Here is a 17,942-nt window from a genome sequence, read left to right as displayed (position 1 = left end):
GGCCGGCAGCCGCAGGCTCTCTCAGCCCAGCTTCGCGAACACCTCGCGCGCCGCCGCCACCGTGGCGGCGATGTCCCCCTCGGTATGCGCAGCGGATACGAAGCCGGCCTCGAAGGCAGAGGGCGCGAAGTAGTGGCCGGCGTCCAGCATGGCGTGGAAGAAGCGGTTGAAACGCTCGCGGTCGGAGGCCATCACGTCGGCGGAGGAGGCCGGCGGCCGGGCGCTGAAATAGACGCCGAACATGCCGCCCACGGTATCCGCGCTGAATGCCACGCCGTGCTCGCGCGCCGCATCCGCCAGGCCGGCGGCCAGCGCCGCGGTACGTGCCCCCAGCGCGGCGTAGAAGCCGGGCGCCTCGATCAGCTTCAGCGAGGCCAGGCCAGCGGCCACCGCCACCGGACTGCCGGACAGCGTGCCGGCCTGGTACACCGGCCCCAGCGGCGCGATCTTCTCCATGATGTCGCGGCGGCCGCCGAAGGCGCCCACCGGCATGCCGCCGCCGATGACCTTGCCCAGCGTGGTGAGGTCGGGAACGATGCCGTACAGCCCTTGCGCCCCCCGCGGGCCAACGCGGAAACCGGTCATCACCTCGTCGAAGATCAACACCGCGCCGTATTCGTCGCACAGCCGGCGCAGGCCTTCGAGGAAGCCGGGCGCCGGTTTCACCAGGTTCATGTTGCCGGCCACCGGCTCGACGATGACGGCGGCGATCTCCCTGCCCCTCGCCTTGAAGGCGGTCTCCACCTGCTCCAGGTCGTTGTAGTCGAGCACGATGGTGTGGTGGGCGAAGTCCGCCGGCACGCCGCCGGAAGACGGGTTGCCGAAGGTCAGCAGGCCGGAGCCGGCCTTCACCAGCAGGCTGTCGGCATGGCCGTGGTAGCAGCCCTCGAACTTGACGATGGCGTCGCGCCCGGTGAAGCCGCGGGCCAGCCGGATGGCGCTCATCGTGGCCTCGGTGCCGGAGCTCACCAGCCGCACCATCTCCACCGAGGGCAGCAGTGCGCAGATGCGCTCGGCCATCTCCACCTCGCTCTCGGTGGGCGCGCCGAAGGACAGACCGCGCAGCGCCGCCTCCCGCACCGCCTCGACGATGGCCGGATGGGCATGGCCGGTGATCGCCGGCCCCCAGGAACCGACGTAGTCCACATAGGCCTTGCCGTCCGCATCCCACACCCGCGCGCCCTCGGCGCGTTCGATGAAGCGCGGCGTGCCACCCACCGAGCGGAAGGCGCGCACCGGCGAATTGACGCCGCCGGGGATGGTGCGCTGGGCGCGCTGGAACAGGGCTTCGTTGCGGCTGCTGGAATCGGACATGTGCGGACTCGGGAGTAAAAGGGAAAGCGGTGAAGGAAGAAAGGACGAAGCCGGAGCGCGTAGCGCCGTTGCCGCCGCGGCTCAGCCTGGAACGTAGAGCCGGCGATAGGCGCCGGCGCGGGCAGCGGGATCGGCCGCGTCGAAGACGTCGGTGATGACGGCGAGCAGGTCGGCGCCGGCCTCGACCAGCGCCGGCGCGCGCTCCAGCGTGATGCCGCCTATCGCCACCACCATCACGCCCAGCTCGCGGCGGGCGCGGCCCAGCAGTTCCAGCGGCGCACGCACCGCCTGCGGCTTGGTCGGCGAGGGAAACATCGCACCGAAGGCGACGTAGTCCGCCCCGGCGCCGGCGCCGGCCCGTGCCAGCGCCCATTCGTCGTAGCAGGACACGCCCAGCAGGCGCTGCGGCCCCAGCGCCGCACGGGCGGCGGCGATGTCGCCGTCATCCCGGCCGAGGTGCACGCCATCGGCGGCGACCGCCAAAGCCAGTCCGACATCGTCATTGACCACCAGCGGCACGCCGGCAGCACGGCAGCGGGCAGCCACCGCCTGCGCCTGCTCGCGGCGCAGCGCCGGGTCGGGCGACTTGCCGCGGTACTGCAGCAGCGCCGGCGCGCCGGCCAGCACCTTCTCCAGCGCCAGCAGCAGCGCGGCGGTGTCATCCAGTTCCGGAGTCACTGCGTAGAGGCCGCGCAGGCCGGCGAGGCGCTGCTCACTCATCGCCAGCCTCATGCCCGCGCGCCCAGAAGAAGCGATCCGGCAGTGCCAGCCCCATGCCCGGCCGGTAGGCGTGGCGCAGCGCCTGCTGGGCGAACTCCTGCGCCTCGCGCACCGCCTCCGGCATGGTCATGCCATGCGCCAGCGCCGCCACCGCGGCCGCCGCCAGCGTGGCGCCAGCGCCGAGATAGCGCGAGGGCAGGCGCTCCCAAGCGTCGGTGCGGACCACACCGCCTTCGCCTAGCAGCACGTTGATCACCTGCGGCCCCTGCTCGCTGCCACCGGTGAGCAGCACGTATTCGGTGCCGAGGGCGAGCAGGCGGGCAACCGCCTCCTCCGCCGACAGCGCTTCCTCACTGTCGTCGTCGGCATCAATGCCAGCCAGCCGCATCACCTCATGGCGGCCGGCGACCAGCAGCGAAGTCTGCGGCAGGATCAGCTCGGTCAGCGCAGCGACCACGTCCTCCTCGGTGCCCTCTTCCACGCCGGCATACAGCGCCGGCTCCAGCACCAGCGGCACCTCCGGGTAATCGGACAGGATCTCGGCGATCACCGCCACGTTCTCCACGCTGCCGCAGTAGCCGAGCTTGAACGCATGTACCGGGATGTCCTCCAGCACGGCGCGCGCCTGAGCGGCGACCGTGTCCGGCTCCAGCGCCAGGGTTTCCTCGATGCCGCGGGTATCGCGCACGACCACCGCAGTCTGGATGGCGAGCGGGTGGCAGCCCATGCTCGCCAGAGTCAGGATGTCGGACGGCAGGCCGCCGCCGCCGGTGGCATCGCCAGCGGAAAGACAAAGTACGACTGGGGGAGCATCCGGCATTGCAACTGGCATGACAGAAGGGATACCGGCGCGTCTGGCGCGGCCGGGAAAATGGGGTAAGATGCGACGGATTTTACCGCCAATCCAAGCCGAACACGCCAAGCGATGGCTGACGCACCCTACAAGACCTACATGTGCCTGATCTGCGGCTTCATCTATGACGAAGCCGCCGGCCTGCCCGATGAAGGCATCGCCCCCGGCACCCGCTGGGGCGATATCCCGCCCAACTGGACCTGCCCCGAATGCGGCGCCCGCAAGGAAGACTTCGAGCTCGTCGAAATATGACATTCAAGCAGCCGGAGTTCCCCCGCCGCCTACGCCTTGCGTATGATGCGGTTCCCGCACCCGCAGCGCAGGGATACCGAGGACTGACACCATGGACCTGACCGGACTCAAGGTGATGGTCATAGACGACAGCAACACCATCCGCCGCAGCGCGGAGATCTTCCTGGGCCAGGCCGGCTGCCAGGTGTTGCTGGCGGAGGACGGCTTCGACGCCCTCGCCAAGATCGCCGACCACCACCCCGACGTCATTTTCGTCGACATCATGATGCCGCGCCTGGACGGCTACCAGACCTGCGCGCTGATCAAGAAGAACGCCCGCCTGTCCTCCACGCCGGTGATCATGCTTTCGTCCAAGGACGGCCTGTTCGACCGCGCCCGCGGCCGCATGGTCGGCTCCGACGAGTACCTCACCAAGCCCTTCACCAAGGACAGCCTGCTGAAGGCGGTTGCGGCCCACTGCGGCCGCGCCCCCCGTTGACCCCGTCCATGGAATGACGCTAACCATGCCGATCAAGAAAATCCTCGTCGTAGACGACTCGCCCACCGAGCGTTTCGTCCTTACCGACGTCCTCACCCGCAACGGCTATCAGGTGGTGACCGCCGAGAACGGCGAGGACGCAATCGCCAAGAGCCGCAGCGAGTTGCCCGACCTCATCCTGATGGATGTCGTCATGCCCGGGATGAACGGCTTCCAGGCCACCCGCACCATTTCCCGCGACGATCTCACCCGCGCCATCCCCATCATCATGTGCACCAGCAAGTCGCTGGAGACGGACAAGATCTGGGGCATGCGCCAGGGCGCCTACGACTACCTGGTCAAACCGGTGGACCACAAGGAATTGCTGGCCCGCATCGAGGCAATCAAAAACAAGTAACGCGGGAACAAGGCCACCATGTCCAAGAGGATCAGCCTGCGCGAATTCCAGGAAAGCCTGGTCCGCCGCCTGGCCGAAGCGAAGAGCGGCGAACGCCGTGGCCTGCTGGGCGTGCAGGCGGGCAACGAGAACTGGCTGGTCGCGCTGGCCGACTCGGGCGAGGTCCTGCCACCGCCGCCGCTGTCGCCGGTACCCCTCACCCAGCCCTGGTACCGCGGCCTCGCGAACGTGCGTGGCACGCTGTACGGCGTGGTGGATTTTTCTGCTTTTCACGGCGGGCCGCTGGTGGCGCCCTCCGGCCACGCCCGCCTGCTGCTGGTCGGCGCCCGCCACGGGGTGCATTGCGCCCTGCTGGTTTCCCGCGCCTCCGGCCTGCGCAGCGGCGACGACTTCGAAGCCGATGGCGACGCCACGGATGAACGCCCCTGGGTGGGGCAACGCCTGCGCGACGTGCAGGACCGCCCGTGGCTACGCCTCGACGTTCAGCGCCTCCTCGCCCACCCCGGTTTCCTCGATGCCGGCGCCGGCTGAGGCGCGGCCTACCTCCTTCCCAATCGACCCCCACACGCTATAGCGGCGGAGCACGCAACATGGCATTGAAGCTCTTCGGCAAGAAAATGGCCACCGCGGGCAGTTCCGCCCCGGACACCACCATCATGGAGACCCACGTTCCCGGACGGCCTCCCGCACCGCGCAAACGCCTGCTCGGCGACCGCCCGGTGACCGAACAGATCCGCATCCTCGGCATCGGCTTCGCCCTGCTGGTCGCCGTCACCGCCGGCCTGGTCATCTACCAGGGCCGGCAGTCCGCCGACGCCACCACCCATGTGGCCGCCGCCGGTGAAATGCAGATGCTGTCGCAGCAGATCGCCAAATCCGCCCAGCTCGCGCTGCAAGGCAACAGCCAGGCCTTCACCGAGTTGCGCAGCGGCAGCGCCCGCTTCTCCAGCCTGCTGACCGCGCTGCAGGCCGGCAGCGACCTTGACGGCGGCTATGTACCTGCCGTGCCGGAAGCGGCCCGTCCTGCGCTGCAGACCCTGGCCGACACCTGGCACAAGAGCGAGCAGGACGCCCGCCAGTTGCTCGCACAGGAGAAGAACCTGGTCACCCTGAACGCCTCGGTGGCAGCGATCAACAACGGCAACGCCGGCTTGCTGGATCTCAGCGAACAAGTGGCTGCGCTCAAGCTCCAGGGCGGCGCCAACGCCCGCGACATCGTCACCGCCAACCGCGCGGTGATGCTCACCCAGCGCATCGCCAAGAACGCCAACGCCCTGCTGGTGGCCGACGCGATCGACCCGGAAGTCGCCTTCCTGCTGGGCAAGGACACCAACGCCTTCCGCGAGCAGCTGGGCCTGCTGTCGCAGATGAGCGCCGACGCCGAGACGCGCGCCCGCATCGGCGAACTTGACCAAGCCGCCAAGGAAACGCTGGAGGCGGTCTCCGGCATCCTCGGCAACATCCAGCTGCTGGTGCAGGCCAAGCAGGCCGGCAGCCGCATCTTCCGCGACTCCGCGCCGCTGCTGGCGCAGACCCAGGCGCTGGCCGAAGCGCTCAACAGCAACAGCCGCGGCTTCAGCCTTGTTTCCGCGCTGATCGCCGTCACCGCGCTGCTCGGCCTCGCCGTCCTCGGCTTCATGGCCAAGGTCTACAACGACGACCTCGCCACCCGCCGTGCCGCCGCCGAAACCCAGCGCCAGTCTGCGGAAAACGAGCGCAACCTCACGCAGCAGGCCATTCTGCGGCTGATGAACGAGATGGGCGACCTCGCCGACGGCGACCTCACCATCCGCGCCACGGTGACCGAGGACATCACTGGCGCCATCGCCGACTCGGTGAACTACACCATTGAAGAACTCTCGGTGCTGGTGCGCCGGATCAACGACGCCGCCACCCGCGTGACCGCCGCCACCCAGTCGGCGCAGAAGACCTCCAGCGAACTGCTGGGCGCCACCGAGCGCCAGTCGCGCGAGATCGAGGAAGCCGGCTCCACCGTGCAGCGCATGGCAGCGTCGATGACCGACTCCTCCGAACGCGCACTGCAGTCCGCGCAGGTGGCTCGCCGCTCGCTGGAATCGGTGCGCAAGGGCGCCGACGCAGTGGAAAACACCATCAAGGGCATGAACGAAATCCGTGAGCAGATCCAGGAAACCTCCAAGCGCATCAAGCGCCTGGGCGAGTCCTCCCAGGAGATCGGCGAAATCGTGGAACTGATCTCGGACATTACCGAGCAGACCAACGTGCTGGCGCTGAACGCCGCCATCCAGGCCGCCTCCGCCGGCGACGCCGGCCGCGGCTTCACCGTGGTTGCGGAAGAAGTGCAGCGCCTGGCGGAACGCTCCGCCGAGGCGACCAAGCAGATCTCGGCGATCGTGAAGACCATTCAGACCGACACCCAGGACGCAGTGGGCGCGATGGAAAACGCCACCCGCGACGTGGTCGAAGGCGCCCAGCTGTCCGACGCCGCCGGCCAGGCGCTGGCCGAGATCGGCCAGGTATCCATCGAAGCCGCCCGCCTGATTGAACAGATCTCCACCGACACCCAGCAGCAGGCGGCCACCGCCACCCGGGTGGCGGAAACCATGAAGGACATTCTCGCCATTACCGAGCAGACCACCCTGGGCACCAAGCAGACCGCGGTCTCCATCGGTCAGCTCGCCGACCTCGCGGTGGAACTGAAGGGCTCGGTTTCCGGCTTCAAGGTCTGAGTACCGGCGCAAGAGACAGACACATGACGCAAGCCATCGAAGCCGACCTCGGTCCGCTCACCTGGGTCAAGAGCGAAATCGACCTCGCGCTCGCGCGTGCCGCAGATGCGCTGGAGCAGGCCGGCAGCACGAGCGACGGCGCCCCCCAGGTCCAGTTCGCGCAAACGCATCTGCACCAGGTCCGCGGCGCCCTGTCCATCGTCGGCCTCGACGGCCTCACCCAGTTCGCCGCCGCGCTCGACCAGCTGCTGGGCAAGCTCGCCCGCGGCGAAGTGCCGGTGGATGACGCCACCCTGGCACTGGCGCGCCGTGCGTTGGCCAGTATCGGCAACTACCTGGAAGAAATCGCCCGCGGCGCACCCGACCAGCCGATGCGGCTGGCGCCGCTGTACCAGGAGATCAACAACGCCCGCGGCGACACCGGCTCCCCGGTCGAGCTCTTCTTCCCCGACCTCGGCATCCGCCCGCCGCGCCGCGCCGACGACCCGCGCCCGCCCGAGGGCGCCGCGCTCCAGCTCGCTTTGCGCGCCCTGCGCACCCGCTTCGAGCGCGGCCTGCTCGACCTGCTGCGCCGCCCCGGCCAAGCCGCCGGCCCGGCGGAAATGCGCGCCGCCGCCGCCGATATCGAAGCCCTGCAGCAACACCCGCTGGCGCGCAGCCTGTGGTGGGGCGCCCAGGCCTTCTTCGACGCTGTCGCCGCCGGCGGTGTCAACATGGACGCCGCCCGCCGCCTGTGCGCTCAGCTGGACGCCCAGCTGCGCCGCCAGCTAGCCGGCAATCCGGCGGCCCCAGAGCGCCTGCTGCGCGAGTTGCTCTACCTCGTCGCCCAGGCCCCGGCCACTACCGAACAGCAGCGCGCCGTACGCGCGACCTGGCAGCTGGACGCCCTGCTGCCCCCGGCCAGCGCCCGCGTCAGCGAGGTGCCGCTGGCCCCCTTGCTGCAAAGCCTGCGCACCCGGCTAAATACCGCCAAGGAATGCTGGACCGAGTTCAGTGAAGGCAGCGCCGTCGCCCTGCCGCGCTTCGACACCGAGCTGACGGAACTGGCGAGCGCGCTCGCCCAGTTCGGCCGGCCCGCGCTGGACCGCCTGCTCGCAGGCCTGCAGGGCTTCATCCAGTGGCTGCGCAAGGACCCGCTGCGCTTCTCCGAGACCATCGGCCTGGAAGTCGCCACCGCGCTGCTGCTGGCCGAGGCCGCAGTGGACCGCGGCATCGCGGAAAACGACCTCGCCCAGCAAGTGGACGCCACCCTGCAGCGCCTGCAGGCACTGGAACAGGGCGACGACCTGCAGGCCGCCGGCCCCGCGCCCGGCCTCGCCGCCGCCCGCCGCGCCCAGGAAAAGGAAGCCCTGGCCCAGTTGTCGCGGGAGATCCTCACCAGCCTGGCGCACATCGAACAGGCGCTGGACGATTTCTTCCGCAACCAGGAAAAACGCGCGCCGCTGGCCCAGCTGTCGGCGCCAATGCAGCAGATCGAAGGCGCGCTGATGCTGCTCGGCGAAACCGAAGCCATCGCCCTCGTGCACCAGGCCGCCGGGGAGATCGCCCGTTTCGCCGGCGGCGAGAGCGGCGATCCCGCCGCATTCGAAGCCCTGGCACACCGGCTGTCGGCGCTCGGCTTCTACGTCCAGTCCCTGCAGCACGGCCGCAGCAGCCTGCAGGAGTTCCTCGACCCGGAGGCCAGCAAGGCCACCGAGGAGGCCGAGGCCGCCGACCTCGCCGTGCCCGCCGAGGACAATCCAGCCCCGCCGGCCGCACCGGCGCCCACGGCCCCGGAACCGGAAGCCGAGGAAGTGGCGGCGCTGGAACTCGAGCCTCTGGAACTAGCCGACTTCGATCCGCCCGCGCCCGAGCCGGTCGCTGTTCCCGCCCCGGCCGCCGAGACCCGGAAGCTGATCGAAGCCAGCGACGCCGAGATCGACGCCGAGCTGCTGTGCATCTTCATCGAGGAAGCGCACGACGTTCTCGCCACCATCGCCGAGCAGCTCGAACTCTCCCGTACCTCGCCCGCCGACAGCCAGACGCTGACCGCCATCCGCCGCGGCTTCCACACCCTGAAGGGCAGCGGGCGCATGGTCGGCCTGCGCGAACTCGGCGAAGCCGCCTGGGGCCTTGAGCAGACCCTGAACCGCTGGCTGCAGCTGGAGTGGCAACCCAGCCCGGCGTTGCACCACCTGATAGACGCCGCCCACCAGTACTTCGCCGCCTGGGTCGCCCAGCTGGAGGCCGGTGCCGGCCAGAGCAGCCCGGACCCCGAAGCCGAGGCCGCGCTGCTGGCCGAGGCCGAGCGCCTGCGCGCCACCGACACGCCGGCACAGGAGCCGGCGGTGCTGAGCGCCCCCGCGGCGGAAACGCGGGACGGCCTGATGGAGACCTCGCTCGAGTTTCCCGACCTCTCCCTGTCCGACGACGGCGAGATCCTGCCGGTGGAGGCCGAAGCCCCCGCCACGCCCCTGCCCCTGGCGGTGCCACCGCTGGTGGACGAAGGCTTCCATTCCGAGGAAACCTCGCTCGAGCTGGACAGCAGCTATCTGCTGGACGACACCGGCACGCCTGGCGGGCCAGAGCGGGCCGGAGCGGCTGGCGGCGCCACGGAGAGTGGGCCGGCAGCGCAACCGCAACCAGTGCAGGCCGTGCCCCTTCCCCTGGACGATCTCGACATCGACCTGGAGCTGGAGGACGAGGCCCTGCCGCCGCTGCCGGAAGCCGCAGAGGATGATGGCGAGCTCGTCGCCGAGGAATCCCCACCGCCGGCCGCCGAAGCATCTACCGGGACGCCGGAAAGCGGCGCCGACTTCGTCCGCCTCGGCGACACGGAAATATCCCGCCCGCTGTACGACCTCTTCCTCGGCGAGGCCCGGCACCACATCGCCACATTGCACCAGGAGTTCATCCGCCTGGCGGCCAATCCGACGCTGCTGCCGCAGGAACCCTCGGTGCGCGCCGCCCACACCTTGGCCGGCATCTCCGGCACCGCCCGCCTGACTGCGCTGCACACCCTGGCACGCGCGCTTGAACATGCGCAGCAGCGCCTGCGCGACCTGTCGCAGCCACCTACCGCCGATGAGACGGCGCTGTTCACCACCGTCACCGACACCTTGGAAGCCATGCTCGCCGAGGTGGCGCAGCAGCAACTGCCGCTGGAAGTGCCCGAGCTGGTGGACCAGCTGGACCGCAGCGCCCGGCCGCTGATCGAAGAACTGCCGGCCCCGCAGCCGCTGGACGCCCCGCTGCCCACAGCGGCAGCGGCGGAACTCGCCGAGGCCCTCGCCAGCAGCCCGGCCAGCACCGCCGAGCCGGAGCCGGCGGACGAGGAGGCGCCCTCGCCGGTCCACGACGACATCGACGAGCAACTGCTGCCCATCTTCCTGGAAGAAGGTGTGGAGCTGGTGGGCGAGCTGCATGCCCAACTGCGCGGCTGGGAAGACGAACCGGCGCAGGCCGCCCACCCGCAGGCCGTCGCCCGCCTGCTGCACACGCTGAAGGGCAGCGCCCGCATGGCCGGCGCGATGACCCTGGGCGAACGCCTGCACCAGATGGAGTCCCGCTTCGAGGCCGGGCAGAAGAGCGGCCGCGCGCCGGCGGCGCAGATCGAAGACCTCGCCACCGGCCTGGACTTCGTGCAGCAGGCAATGGATGCCCTCGCCCGCGGCGAGGCCATGCCCGCGCCGGCCGACATCCAGTCTCCCAGGGCGGCGGAGGGCACGGCCACGCCGGCGGCGCCTGCCGCGGAAACAGCCCCGGCCGTCGACCATGGCGACGGCAAGGACGCCGCCGCCGACATCGAGAACATCGCCTCGCCCACGCTGCGGGTGCGTGCCGACCTGGTGGACCGCTTCGTCAACGAAGCCGGCGAGATCGGCATCGCCCGCACCCGCATCGAAGGCGAGCTGCGCACCCTGCGGCGCTCGCTGCTGGACCTCACCGAGAACGTCATCCGCCTGCGCAATCAGCTACGCGAGGTCGAGATCCAGGCCGACGTGCAGATGCAGTCGCGCATCGCCCAGGCCGAATCCGCCCACGGCGAATTCGACCCGCTGGAGATGGACCGCTACACCCGCCTGCAGGAACTCACGCGGATGATGGCGGAGAGCGTGAATGACGTCACCACGGTGCAGCAGAACCTGCTGAAGAACCTGGACGGCGCCGACATCGCCCTGCATGGCCAGGCGCGGCTGTCGCGCGAGCTGCAGCAGGCGCTGATGAGCGTGCGCATGGTGCCCTTCGACAGCCTCGCCGACCGCCTCTACCGCGTAGTCCGCCAGGCCGCCAAGGACCTCGGCAAGCGCGCCAACCTGGACCTGCGCGGCGGCCGCATCGAGGTGGACCGCGGCGTGCTGGAGCACATGGTGGCGCCGCTGGAACACCTGCTGCGCAACGCCCTCGCCCACGGTATCGAGGCCCCTGCCCAGCGCGAGGCCGGCGGCAAGCCGGCCATCGGCCAGATCACCCTCAGTGTCAGCCAGGAAGGCAACGAAATCGCGCTGGAACTGAGCGACGACGGCGCAGGCCTGGATTTCGCCCGCATCGCCGAACGCGCCCGCGCCAACGGCCTGCTGAGCGCGGACGAGCACGCGGACGAGCGTCGCCTCACCAACCTCATCTTCGTCCCCGGCTTCACCACCGCCGGCGCGGTATCCACCGTTGCCGGCCGCGGCGTCGGCATGGACGTGGTCAAGGCGGAAACCGCCGCGGTCGGCGGCCGCATCGATGTGCACAGCGACGCCGGCAAGGGCACCGTGTTCCGCATCTACCTGCCGCTGACGCTGGCGGTGACGCAAGCGCTGCTGGTGCGCGCCGGCGGCCGCAGCTACGCGATTCCCTCCAGCATGGTCGCCCAGGTCATGGAGCTGAAGGCGGACGCGCTGGAAAAGCTGCGCAACGACAAGGGCACCGAGTGGATGGGCGAGCGCTACGCCTACCGCTACCTGCCGCGCCTGCTGGGCGACCGCCAGACGCGGCCGGAAGTGCAGCGCTACAACTGGGTGCTGCTGCTGCGCGCCGGTGCGCAGACGCTGGCGCTGCATGTGGACGCGCTGCGCGGCAATCAGGAAATCGTGGTCAAGAACGCCGGGCCGCAGCTGGCACGCATCGTCGGCATGTCCGGCGCCACCGTGCTGGGCGACGGCGAGATCGTGCTCATCCTGAACCCGGTGGCGCTGGCCAGCCGCAGCCTGGCCGAAGCGGACGAGGATGGCGGTGAGGACAACACGCAGCCGGCAGTCGCCGCGCCGCCCAGCCAGCCGACGGTGATGGTGGTGGACGACTCGCTCACCGTGCGCAAGATCACCGGCCGCCTGCTGGAGCGCGAAGGCTATAGGGTGGTGACAGCCAAGGACGGCGTGGATGCGCTGGAGAAGCTGATCGAGACAGTGCCGGACGTGATCCTGTCCGACATCGAGATGCCGCGCATGGACGGCTTCGATCTGGTGCGCAACATCCGCGCCGATGCCCGCACCCGCCTGGTGCCGGTGATCATGATCACCTCCCGGCTGGCGGACAAGCACCGCCGCTACGCGGAAGAGGTCGGCGCCAACCACTACCTCGGCAAGCCCTACCAGGAAGAGGAACTGCTCGGCCTGCTGGCGGGCTACACCGCGCGTACGCCGGCCTGAGCGGCGCCCTGCAGCGGGCGTGGTACCACGGCGGGGGCCGCGCAAGCGCCCCCGCCGTCTTCGTTCACCCCCTGGCCAGCACGCCGAAACGCGCCAGCGTGCGTTCGCGGGCCTCGGCGTGGTCCACCACCGGCGCCGGATAGTCCACGCCGATGCGCACGCCCGCCACGCTCTGGTCTATGCCGCCCATCTTCCACGGTGCGTGGATGAACTTGTCCGGCACCCTGGCCAGTTCCGGCAGGTAGCGGCGGATGAACTTGCCCTCCGGGTCGAATTTTTCCGATTGCGTCACCGGATTGAAAATGCGGAACCACGGCTGGGCATCGCAGCCGGTGGAGGCCGCCCACTGCCAGCCGCCGTTGTTCGCCGCCAGGTCGTAGTCCAGCAGCAGCTCGGCGAAATGGCGTTCGCCCAGGCGCCAATCCACGCCCAGATCCTTGGTCAGGAAGGAGGCGGTGACCATACGCAAGCGGTTGTGCATGTAGCCGCTGCTGCTGAGCTGGCGCATCGCCGCGTCCACCAGCGGATAGCCGGTGCGCGCCTGGCGCCAGGCCTCGAACAGCGCCGGTGCCTCGTCCCAGCGGATGGCCTCGTATTCCGGGCGGAAGGCGTGATCCACCACGTCCGGCCTGTGCCACAGGATCATCTGGTAGAAATCCCGCCAGATCAGTTCCTTCAGCCAGGTTTCCGCCCCCGCGCCGCCCTCGCGCCAGGCATGGCCAGCCAGTTCGCGGATGGAGACGGTGCCGAAGCGCAGATGGGCGGAAAGATAGGACACGCCCTTCACCGCCGGGAAATCCCGCGCGCGCTGATAGCGGCCGATGCGGCCGCGAAAATCTTCGAACAGGCTGCGCCCGCCGCGCATGCCGGTGGGCAGGCGCAGCGCATCGAGATCGCTGGCGCTGAAACCGATGTCGGCCAGCGTTGGCACCCCTCTGCCCGCCGGTGGCGCGGTCAGTGCCGCCGCGTGCTTCTCGACCGGATAGGCACGTACCTGGAAGTCATCCAGCTGCTTCAGCCACGCCTTGCTATAGGGCGTGAACACGCTATAGGGCTGGCCGCTCTGGCTCAGCACCTCGTCGCGCTCGAAGATCACCTGATCCTTGAAATCGGCGAAGCCGACGCCCGCCTGCGCCAGCGCCGCGCTCACCCGGCCATCGCGGGCGATGGCCGCCGGCTCGTAGTCGCGGTTGGCGAACACCATGGCGATACCCAGCTCGCTCGCCAGCCTGGGGATCTCCTCGTCGGCACGGCCATGGCGCACGATCAGCCCACCACCGGCGGCCCCGGCCTGCTGCGCCAGCTGGCGCAGCGCTGCGTCCAGCTCGACCACCGCGGCATGGATGAAATCCACCCGGCGGTCGCAGCGGCCGGGCAGCGCATCCAGGATCTCGGTATCGAAGACAAAGGCGCAGTACACCCGGTCCGCCGCGCGCAGCGCGTGGTACAGGGCGGCATGGTCGAAACTGCGCAGGTCGCGGCGGAACCAGACGAGGGCGGAGGACATGGCGTGACGGGGCTCGGGCGTGGGACAGCGATTATGCGTCGGCCACCCGCGCAGCGCTTCCCCGCACATCCACCGCGGCGACGGCGTAAAATGGCGCGCATGGAAACGCCCACGGCCAACCTCACGCACCACTTCCTGATCGCCATGCCCAGCATGGCCGATCCCCATTTCTCCCGCACCCTCACCTACATCGCGGAACACAACGAGCAAGGCGCGTTGGGCATCATCATCAACCGCCCGATCGACATGACCGTTGCCGCGCTGTTCGAGCGGGTGGAGCTGCCGCTGGAAGCCGAAGGCTTCGCCGCCCAGCCTGTGTATTTCGGCGGCCCGGTGCAGACCGACCGCGGCTTCGTGCTGCATCGGCCCTCCGGCGACTGGCACTCCACGCTGCGGGTGAACGACGACGTCGGCCTCACCAGCAGCCGCGACATCCTGCAGTCCATCGGCAGCAACGGCCAGCCAGGCGAAGTGCTGATCACCCTGGGCTATGCCGGCTGGGCCGCCGGCCAGCTGGAGCAGGAGATCGCCGACAACGCCTGGCTCACCGTCGAGGCCGACATGGCCATCGTCTTCGACCTGCCGCCGGAGGAGCGGCTGGCCGCGGCGATGCAGAAGCTGGGCATCGACTTCGCCCGGCTCAGCGAGGTCGCCGGGCATGCCTGATCCGGGCGCCCCGGTTTCCGCCTCGTTCCATCCCGTTTCGCAGCCGCCACGCGGCACGGTGCTCGGTTTCGACTTCGGCCTCGCCCGCATCGGCGTGGCCATTGGCGAACTGGAGACCGGCCAGGCCAATGCCCTGCTGACACTGCACGAAGAGAGCAATGCCGACCGCTTCGCCGCCATCGGCCGCCTGCTCGAAGAGTGGAAGCCGGTTGCCCTGGTGGTGGGCCTGCCCACCCACCTCGACGGCACCCCGCACGAACTCACCGCCCGCTGCCGACGCTTCGCCAACCAGCTGCACGGCCGCTACAGCCTGCCGGTGGCGACGGTGGACGAACGCCTCTCCTCCGCCGCCGCCGACGCCGAGATGCGCGAAGCCGGTGTGCGCGACTGGCGCGGCCGCAAGGCGGCGGTGGATGCCGTCGCCGCGCAACTGATCCTGCAACACTTCCTGGACTCAACCCGACATGCAACTGCCTGACGCTGAAACGCTCTGCCGGCAACTTGCCGCGCAGATGCGCCCCCATGTCACGCCCGACACCGTGCTCGTCGGCATCCACACCGGCGGGGTGTGGCTGGCCGAGCGCCTGCAGCAGGAACTGGGCCTCTCCCATCCGCCAGGCGCCATCGACGTCTCCTTCTACCGCGACGACTACGGCGCCCGTGGCCTGCATCCGCAGCCCCAGCGCACCGAGATCCCCTTCGCGGTGGAGGGCGCACCGGTGATCATCGTGGACGACGTGCTCTACACCGGCCGCACCACCCGCGCCGCGCTCAACGAGTTGTTCGACTTCGGCCGCCCCGCCCGCGTCGAACTGGCGGTACTGGTGGACCGCGGCGACCGCGAACTGCCCATCGCTGCCCGCTACTGCGCCCTCACCCTGCCGGAACCCCTTCCCGCCAGCCAGAACCTCCAGCTCGAACGCGAGGAGGACGGCACGCTGACCCTGAGGCTGATCGATGCGTAACCCCCAACTGAACAAGCATGGCGAGCTGCAGCACCTGCTGACGCTGGACGGACTGCCGCGCGACGTCATCACCGCCATCCTCGACACCGCCGCGCCCTTCACCGAAGTGGCCGAGCGCGAGGTGAAGAAGCTGCCGCTGCTGCGCGGCAAGAGCATCTTCAACCTGTTCTTCGAGAACTCCACCCGCACCCGCACCACCTTCGAGATCGCCGCCAAGCGCCTGTCCGCAGACGTGGTGAACCTCAACGTCTCCACCAGCTCCACCGCCAAGGGCGAGAGCCTGCTCGACACGGTGGACAACCTGTGTGCGATGCAGGCCGACATGTTCGTCGTGCGCCATGCCGCCAGCGGCGCGCCGGTGCTCATCGCCCAGCACCTGCAGGCCACCGCCCGCGACCACATCCACGTGGTCAATGCCGGCGACGGCCGCCATGCGCACCCCACGCAGGGCCTGCTGGACATGTACACCATCCGCCACTACAAGCGCGACTTCTCCAACCTGGTGGTGGCCATCGTCGGCGACGTGCTGCACTCCCGCGTCGCCCGCTCCCAGATCGCCGCGCTGACCACGCTGGGCGTGCCGGAGGTGCGGGTGATAGGCCCGCGCACGCTGCTGCCCACCGAGGTCGAGAAGCTGGGCGTGCGCGTGTTCCACAACATGAGCGAAGGCCTCAGGGATGTGGACGTGGTGATGATGCTGCGGCTGCAGAACGAGCGCATGAACGGCGCCCTGCTGCCCACGCCGCAGGAGTACTACAAGATCTGGGGCCTGACGCAGGAAAAGCTGGCGTTGGCCCGCCCCGACGCCATCGTCATGCACCCGGGGCCGATGAACCGTGGCGTGGAGATCGACTCCGCCGTGGCCGACGGCGCCCAGGCGGTGATCCTGCCCCAGGTCACCTTCGGCATCGCCGTGCGCATGGCGGTGATGAGCATGCTCGCGGGACAGTAAGGAACAAGGGATGAGAATTCAGATCGCCAAGGGCCGGCTCATCGATCCGGCCAACCACGTCGACCGCGTCCAGGACGTCTACATCGCCGACGGCCGCGTCGTCGGCCTGGGCAGTGCCCCCGCCGGCTTCGAGGCAGACCGGGTGATCGAGGCCGAGGGCCTCGTCGTCTGCCCCGGCCTCATCGACATCGCCGCCCGCCTGCGCGAGCCCGGCTTCGAGTACCTCGCCACGCTGGAAACCGAAATGGAAGCCGCCATGGCCGGCGGCATCACCAGCCTCGCCATTCCGCCGGACACCGACCCGGTGCTGGACGAGCCCGGCCTGGTGGAAATGCTGTGCTACCGCGCCAAGAAGCTCAACCGCGCCCACATCTACCCGGTGGGCGCGCTGACGCTGGGGCTGAAGGGCGAGCGCCTGTCGGAGATGGCCGAGCTGGTGGAAGCCGGCTGCGTCGCCTTCAGCCAGGCCAACGTGCCCATCGTCGACAACATGGTGCTGATGCGGGCGATGCAGTACGCCGCCACCTTCGGCTTCCGCGTCTGGCTGCAGCCCATCGCCCCCTTCCTCGCCCGCGGTGGCTATGCCCACGACGGCGAGGTCGCCAGCCGCCTCGGCCTGCCCGGCATCCCGGTGGCGGCGGAAACGGTGGCGCTCTATACCTACCTGCAGCTGGCCAAGATCACCGGCGCCCGGCTGCACGTCACCCGCCTCTCCAGCGCCGCCGGCCTCGCCCTGGTGGACCAGGCCCGTACCGAAGGCATGGATGTGAGCTGCGACGTCTCCATCAACCACCTGCACCTGTCCGACATGGACATCGGCTACTTCAACGCCAACTGCCACCTGGTGCCGCCGCTGCGCAGCAACCGCGACCGCGAGGCGCTGGTGCAGGGCCTGGCCGACGGCCGCATCAACGCGGTGTGCTCCGACCACACCCCGGTGGACGACGAGGGCAAGCAGACGCCCTTCTCCGAATCCGAAGCCGGCGCCACCGGCATGGAGCTGCTGCTGCCGCTGACGCTGAAGTGGGCCGCCGAAGCCAAGCTGCCGCTGGTGCAGGCACTGGCCCGCATCACCTCCGACGCCGCCGCCATCGTCGGCATCACCAAGGCCGGCCACCTGGCTGTCGGCGCCCGCGCCGACGTCTGCGTGTTCGACCCGGCGGCCTACACCACGGTGAGCCGCGAAGCGCTGAAGAGCCAGGGCAAGAACACGCCCTTCCTCGGCCTGGAGCTGCCCGGCCAGGTGCGCTACACCCTGGTCGAGGGTCAAGTGATGTACGGCGGCTGAAGCACCATCGCACAGTCTGCGCGATGAATGAAAACGGGCTCCGCGAGGAGCCCGTTGTTCGTTTACCGGCGGGGTATCTGTCGCTGGAGCAGAAAGCCCACCGCAGTGCCGCCCGCATGGCGGGCAGGTTCGCACCCCTCTCCCCTCGCGGGAGAGGGGCTGGGGGAGAGGGGGAAGCAGCGCTCGAGTGACCAACCTTCGCCCCTTACCGGGCGCCCCCTCTCCCC

The 17,942-nt window shown here is 69.7% G+C and carries 15 protein-coding genes; 11 read left to right on the top strand and 4 right to left on the bottom strand.

What is annotated here, in order from left to right; genetic code table 11:
• Positions 1-21 precede the first annotated feature (21 nt).
• From hemL to GRF61_RS12975, 3 genes are all read right to left on the bottom strand, one after another.
• Complete coding sequence (hemL, locus tag GRF61_RS12985) at positions 22-1,314, bottom strand: glutamate-1-semialdehyde 2,1-aminomutase (RefSeq protein WP_169151073.1); 1,293 nt, start codon at positions 1,312-1,314, stop codon at positions 22-24.
• Between the two features lie 81 nt (positions 1,315-1,395).
• Complete coding sequence (gene thiE, locus GRF61_RS12980) at positions 1,396-2,034, bottom strand: thiamine phosphate synthase (RefSeq protein WP_169151072.1); 639 nt, start codon at positions 2,032-2,034, stop codon at positions 1,396-1,398.
• A complete protein-coding gene (locus GRF61_RS12975) occupies positions 2,027-2,854 on the bottom strand; it encodes a PfkB family carbohydrate kinase (protein ID WP_248281224.1) in 828 nt (275 codons plus the stop codon). Before GRF61_RS12975 ends, thiE begins: the two co-directional genes overlap by 8 nt.
• A 132-nt stretch (positions 2,855-2,986) precedes the next feature.
• Here GRF61_RS12975 and GRF61_RS12970 point away from each other — a divergent pair, with 132 nt between their 5' ends.
• From GRF61_RS12970 to GRF61_RS12945, 6 genes are all read left to right on the top strand, one after another.
• Complete coding sequence (locus GRF61_RS12970; protein WP_342773500.1) at positions 2,987-3,139, top strand: rubredoxin; 153 nt, start codon at positions 2,987-2,989, stop codon at positions 3,137-3,139.
• Positions 3,140-3,230: 91 nt separating this feature from the next.
• Positions 3,231-3,617 (top strand): twitching motility response regulator PilG, encoded by a 387-nt coding sequence (gene pilG, locus GRF61_RS12965; RefSeq protein ID WP_169151070.1) that lies wholly within the window; start codon positions 3,231-3,233, stop codon positions 3,615-3,617.
• A 25-nt stretch (positions 3,618-3,642) separates the two neighbouring features.
• The gene (locus tag GRF61_RS12960) at positions 3,643-4,014 is read left to right on the top strand and encodes a response regulator (RefSeq protein WP_169151069.1); all 372 of its coding nucleotides are present in this window, start codon (positions 3,643-3,645) and stop codon (positions 4,012-4,014) included.
• An 18-nt stretch (positions 4,015-4,032) separates the two neighbouring features.
• Positions 4,033-4,545, top strand: a complete 513-nt coding sequence (locus GRF61_RS12955) for a chemotaxis protein CheW (RefSeq protein WP_169151068.1) — start codon at positions 4,033-4,035, stop codon at positions 4,543-4,545.
• A gap of 59 nt (positions 4,546-4,604) precedes the next feature.
• The gene (locus GRF61_RS12950; RefSeq protein ID WP_169151067.1) at positions 4,605-6,722 is read left to right on the top strand and encodes a methyl-accepting chemotaxis protein; all 2,118 of its coding nucleotides are present in this window, start codon (positions 4,605-4,607) and stop codon (positions 6,720-6,722) included.
• A gap of 23 nt (positions 6,723-6,745) precedes the next feature.
• Positions 6,746-12,337: an Hpt domain-containing protein gene (locus GRF61_RS12945; RefSeq protein ID WP_169151066.1), complete on the top strand. Its 5,592-nt coding sequence runs from the start codon at positions 6,746-6,748 to the stop codon at positions 12,335-12,337.
• A 64-nt stretch (positions 12,338-12,401) separates the two neighbouring features.
• Here GRF61_RS12945 and GRF61_RS12940 read toward each other — a convergent pair whose 3' ends face one another.
• The gene (locus GRF61_RS12940; protein ID WP_169151065.1) at positions 12,402-13,844 is read right to left on the bottom strand and encodes a deoxyribodipyrimidine photo-lyase; all 1,443 of its coding nucleotides are present in this window, start codon (positions 13,842-13,844) and stop codon (positions 12,402-12,404) included.
• Between the two features lie 99 nt (positions 13,845-13,943).
• Between GRF61_RS12940 and GRF61_RS12935 the strand changes: the two genes are divergently transcribed.
• From GRF61_RS12935 to GRF61_RS12915, 5 genes are read left to right on the top strand one after another with little or no spacing between them, the layout of a single operon-like run.
• A complete protein-coding gene (locus GRF61_RS12935) occupies positions 13,944-14,510 on the top strand; it encodes a YqgE/AlgH family protein (protein ID WP_169151064.1) in 567 nt (188 codons plus the stop codon).
• A complete protein-coding gene (ruvX, locus tag GRF61_RS12930; RefSeq protein ID WP_169151063.1) occupies positions 14,503-14,988 on the top strand; it encodes a Holliday junction resolvase RuvX in 486 nt (161 codons plus the stop codon). Before GRF61_RS12935 ends, ruvX begins: the two co-directional genes overlap by 8 nt.
• A complete protein-coding gene (pyrR, locus tag GRF61_RS12925; RefSeq protein ID WP_133590221.1) occupies positions 14,975-15,475 on the top strand; it encodes a bifunctional pyr operon transcriptional regulator/uracil phosphoribosyltransferase PyrR in 501 nt (166 codons plus the stop codon). Before ruvX ends, pyrR begins: the two co-directional genes overlap by 14 nt.
• The gene (locus GRF61_RS12920) at positions 15,468-16,427 is read left to right on the top strand and encodes an aspartate carbamoyltransferase catalytic subunit (protein WP_169151062.1); all 960 of its coding nucleotides are present in this window, start codon (positions 15,468-15,470) and stop codon (positions 16,425-16,427) included. Before pyrR ends, GRF61_RS12920 begins: the two co-directional genes overlap by 8 nt.
• Positions 16,428-16,437: 10 nt before the next feature.
• Positions 16,438-17,715 carry a dihydroorotase gene (locus GRF61_RS12915; RefSeq protein WP_169151061.1) on the top strand — a complete coding sequence of 426 codons (1,278 nt, stop codon included), beginning with the start codon at positions 16,438-16,440 and terminating at the stop codon, positions 17,713-17,715.
• The last annotated feature ends 227 nt before the right edge of the window (positions 17,716-17,942 follow it).

It is taken from the genome of Azoarcus sp. TTM-91 (assembly GCF_012911025.1).
In the GTDB taxonomy this organism is placed as follows: domain Bacteria; phylum Pseudomonadota; class Gammaproteobacteria; order Burkholderiales; family Rhodocyclaceae; genus Azoarcus.
The sequence above is the reverse complement of the archived record's forward strand: the minus strand, read 5'-3'. Positions and strand labels throughout refer to the sequence as shown.

Bases quoted from the DNA above. Each gene is read 5' to 3' on its own strand.
- GRF61_RS12935 (WP_169151064.1), top strand. From the start codon at position 13,944: ATGGAAACGCCCACGGCCAACCTCACGCACCACTTCCTGATCGCCATG.
- GRF61_RS12940 (WP_169151065.1), bottom strand. From the start codon at position 13,844: ATGTCCTCCGCCCTCGTCTGGTTCCGCCGCGACCTGCGCAGTTTCGAC.
- GRF61_RS12950 (WP_169151067.1), top strand. From the start codon at position 4,605: ATGGCATTGAAGCTCTTCGGCAAGAAAATGGCCACCGCGGGCAGTTCC.
- GRF61_RS12970 (WP_342773500.1), top strand. From the start codon at position 2,987: ATGTGCCTGATCTGCGGCTTCATCTATGACGAAGCCGCCGGCCTGCCC.
- GRF61_RS12975 (WP_248281224.1), bottom strand. From the start codon at position 2,854: ATGCCGGATGCTCCCCCAGTCGTACTTTGTCTTTCCGCTGGCGATGCC.
- GRF61_RS12920 (WP_169151062.1), top strand. From the start codon at position 15,468: ATGCGTAACCCCCAACTGAACAAGCATGGCGAGCTGCAGCACCTGCTG.
- ruvX (WP_169151063.1), top strand. From the start codon at position 14,503: ATGCCTGATCCGGGCGCCCCGGTTTCCGCCTCGTTCCATCCCGTTTCG.
- thiE (WP_169151072.1), bottom strand. From the start codon at position 2,034: ATGAGTGAGCAGCGCCTCGCCGGCCTGCGCGGCCTCTACGCAGTGACT.
- hemL (WP_169151073.1), bottom strand. From the start codon at position 1,314: ATGTCCGATTCCAGCAGCCGCAACGAAGCCCTGTTCCAGCGCGCCCAG.
- GRF61_RS12960 (WP_169151069.1), top strand. From the start codon at position 3,643: ATGCCGATCAAGAAAATCCTCGTCGTAGACGACTCGCCCACCGAGCGT.
- pyrR (WP_133590221.1), top strand. From the start codon at position 14,975: ATGCAACTGCCTGACGCTGAAACGCTCTGCCGGCAACTTGCCGCGCAG.
- GRF61_RS12945 (WP_169151066.1), top strand. From the start codon at position 6,746: ATGACGCAAGCCATCGAAGCCGACCTCGGTCCGCTCACCTGGGTCAAG.
- GRF61_RS12955 (WP_169151068.1), top strand. From the start codon at position 4,033: ATGTCCAAGAGGATCAGCCTGCGCGAATTCCAGGAAAGCCTGGTCCGC.
- pilG (WP_169151070.1), top strand. From the start codon at position 3,231: ATGGACCTGACCGGACTCAAGGTGATGGTCATAGACGACAGCAACACC.
- GRF61_RS12915 (WP_169151061.1), top strand. From the start codon at position 16,438: ATGAGAATTCAGATCGCCAAGGGCCGGCTCATCGATCCGGCCAACCAC.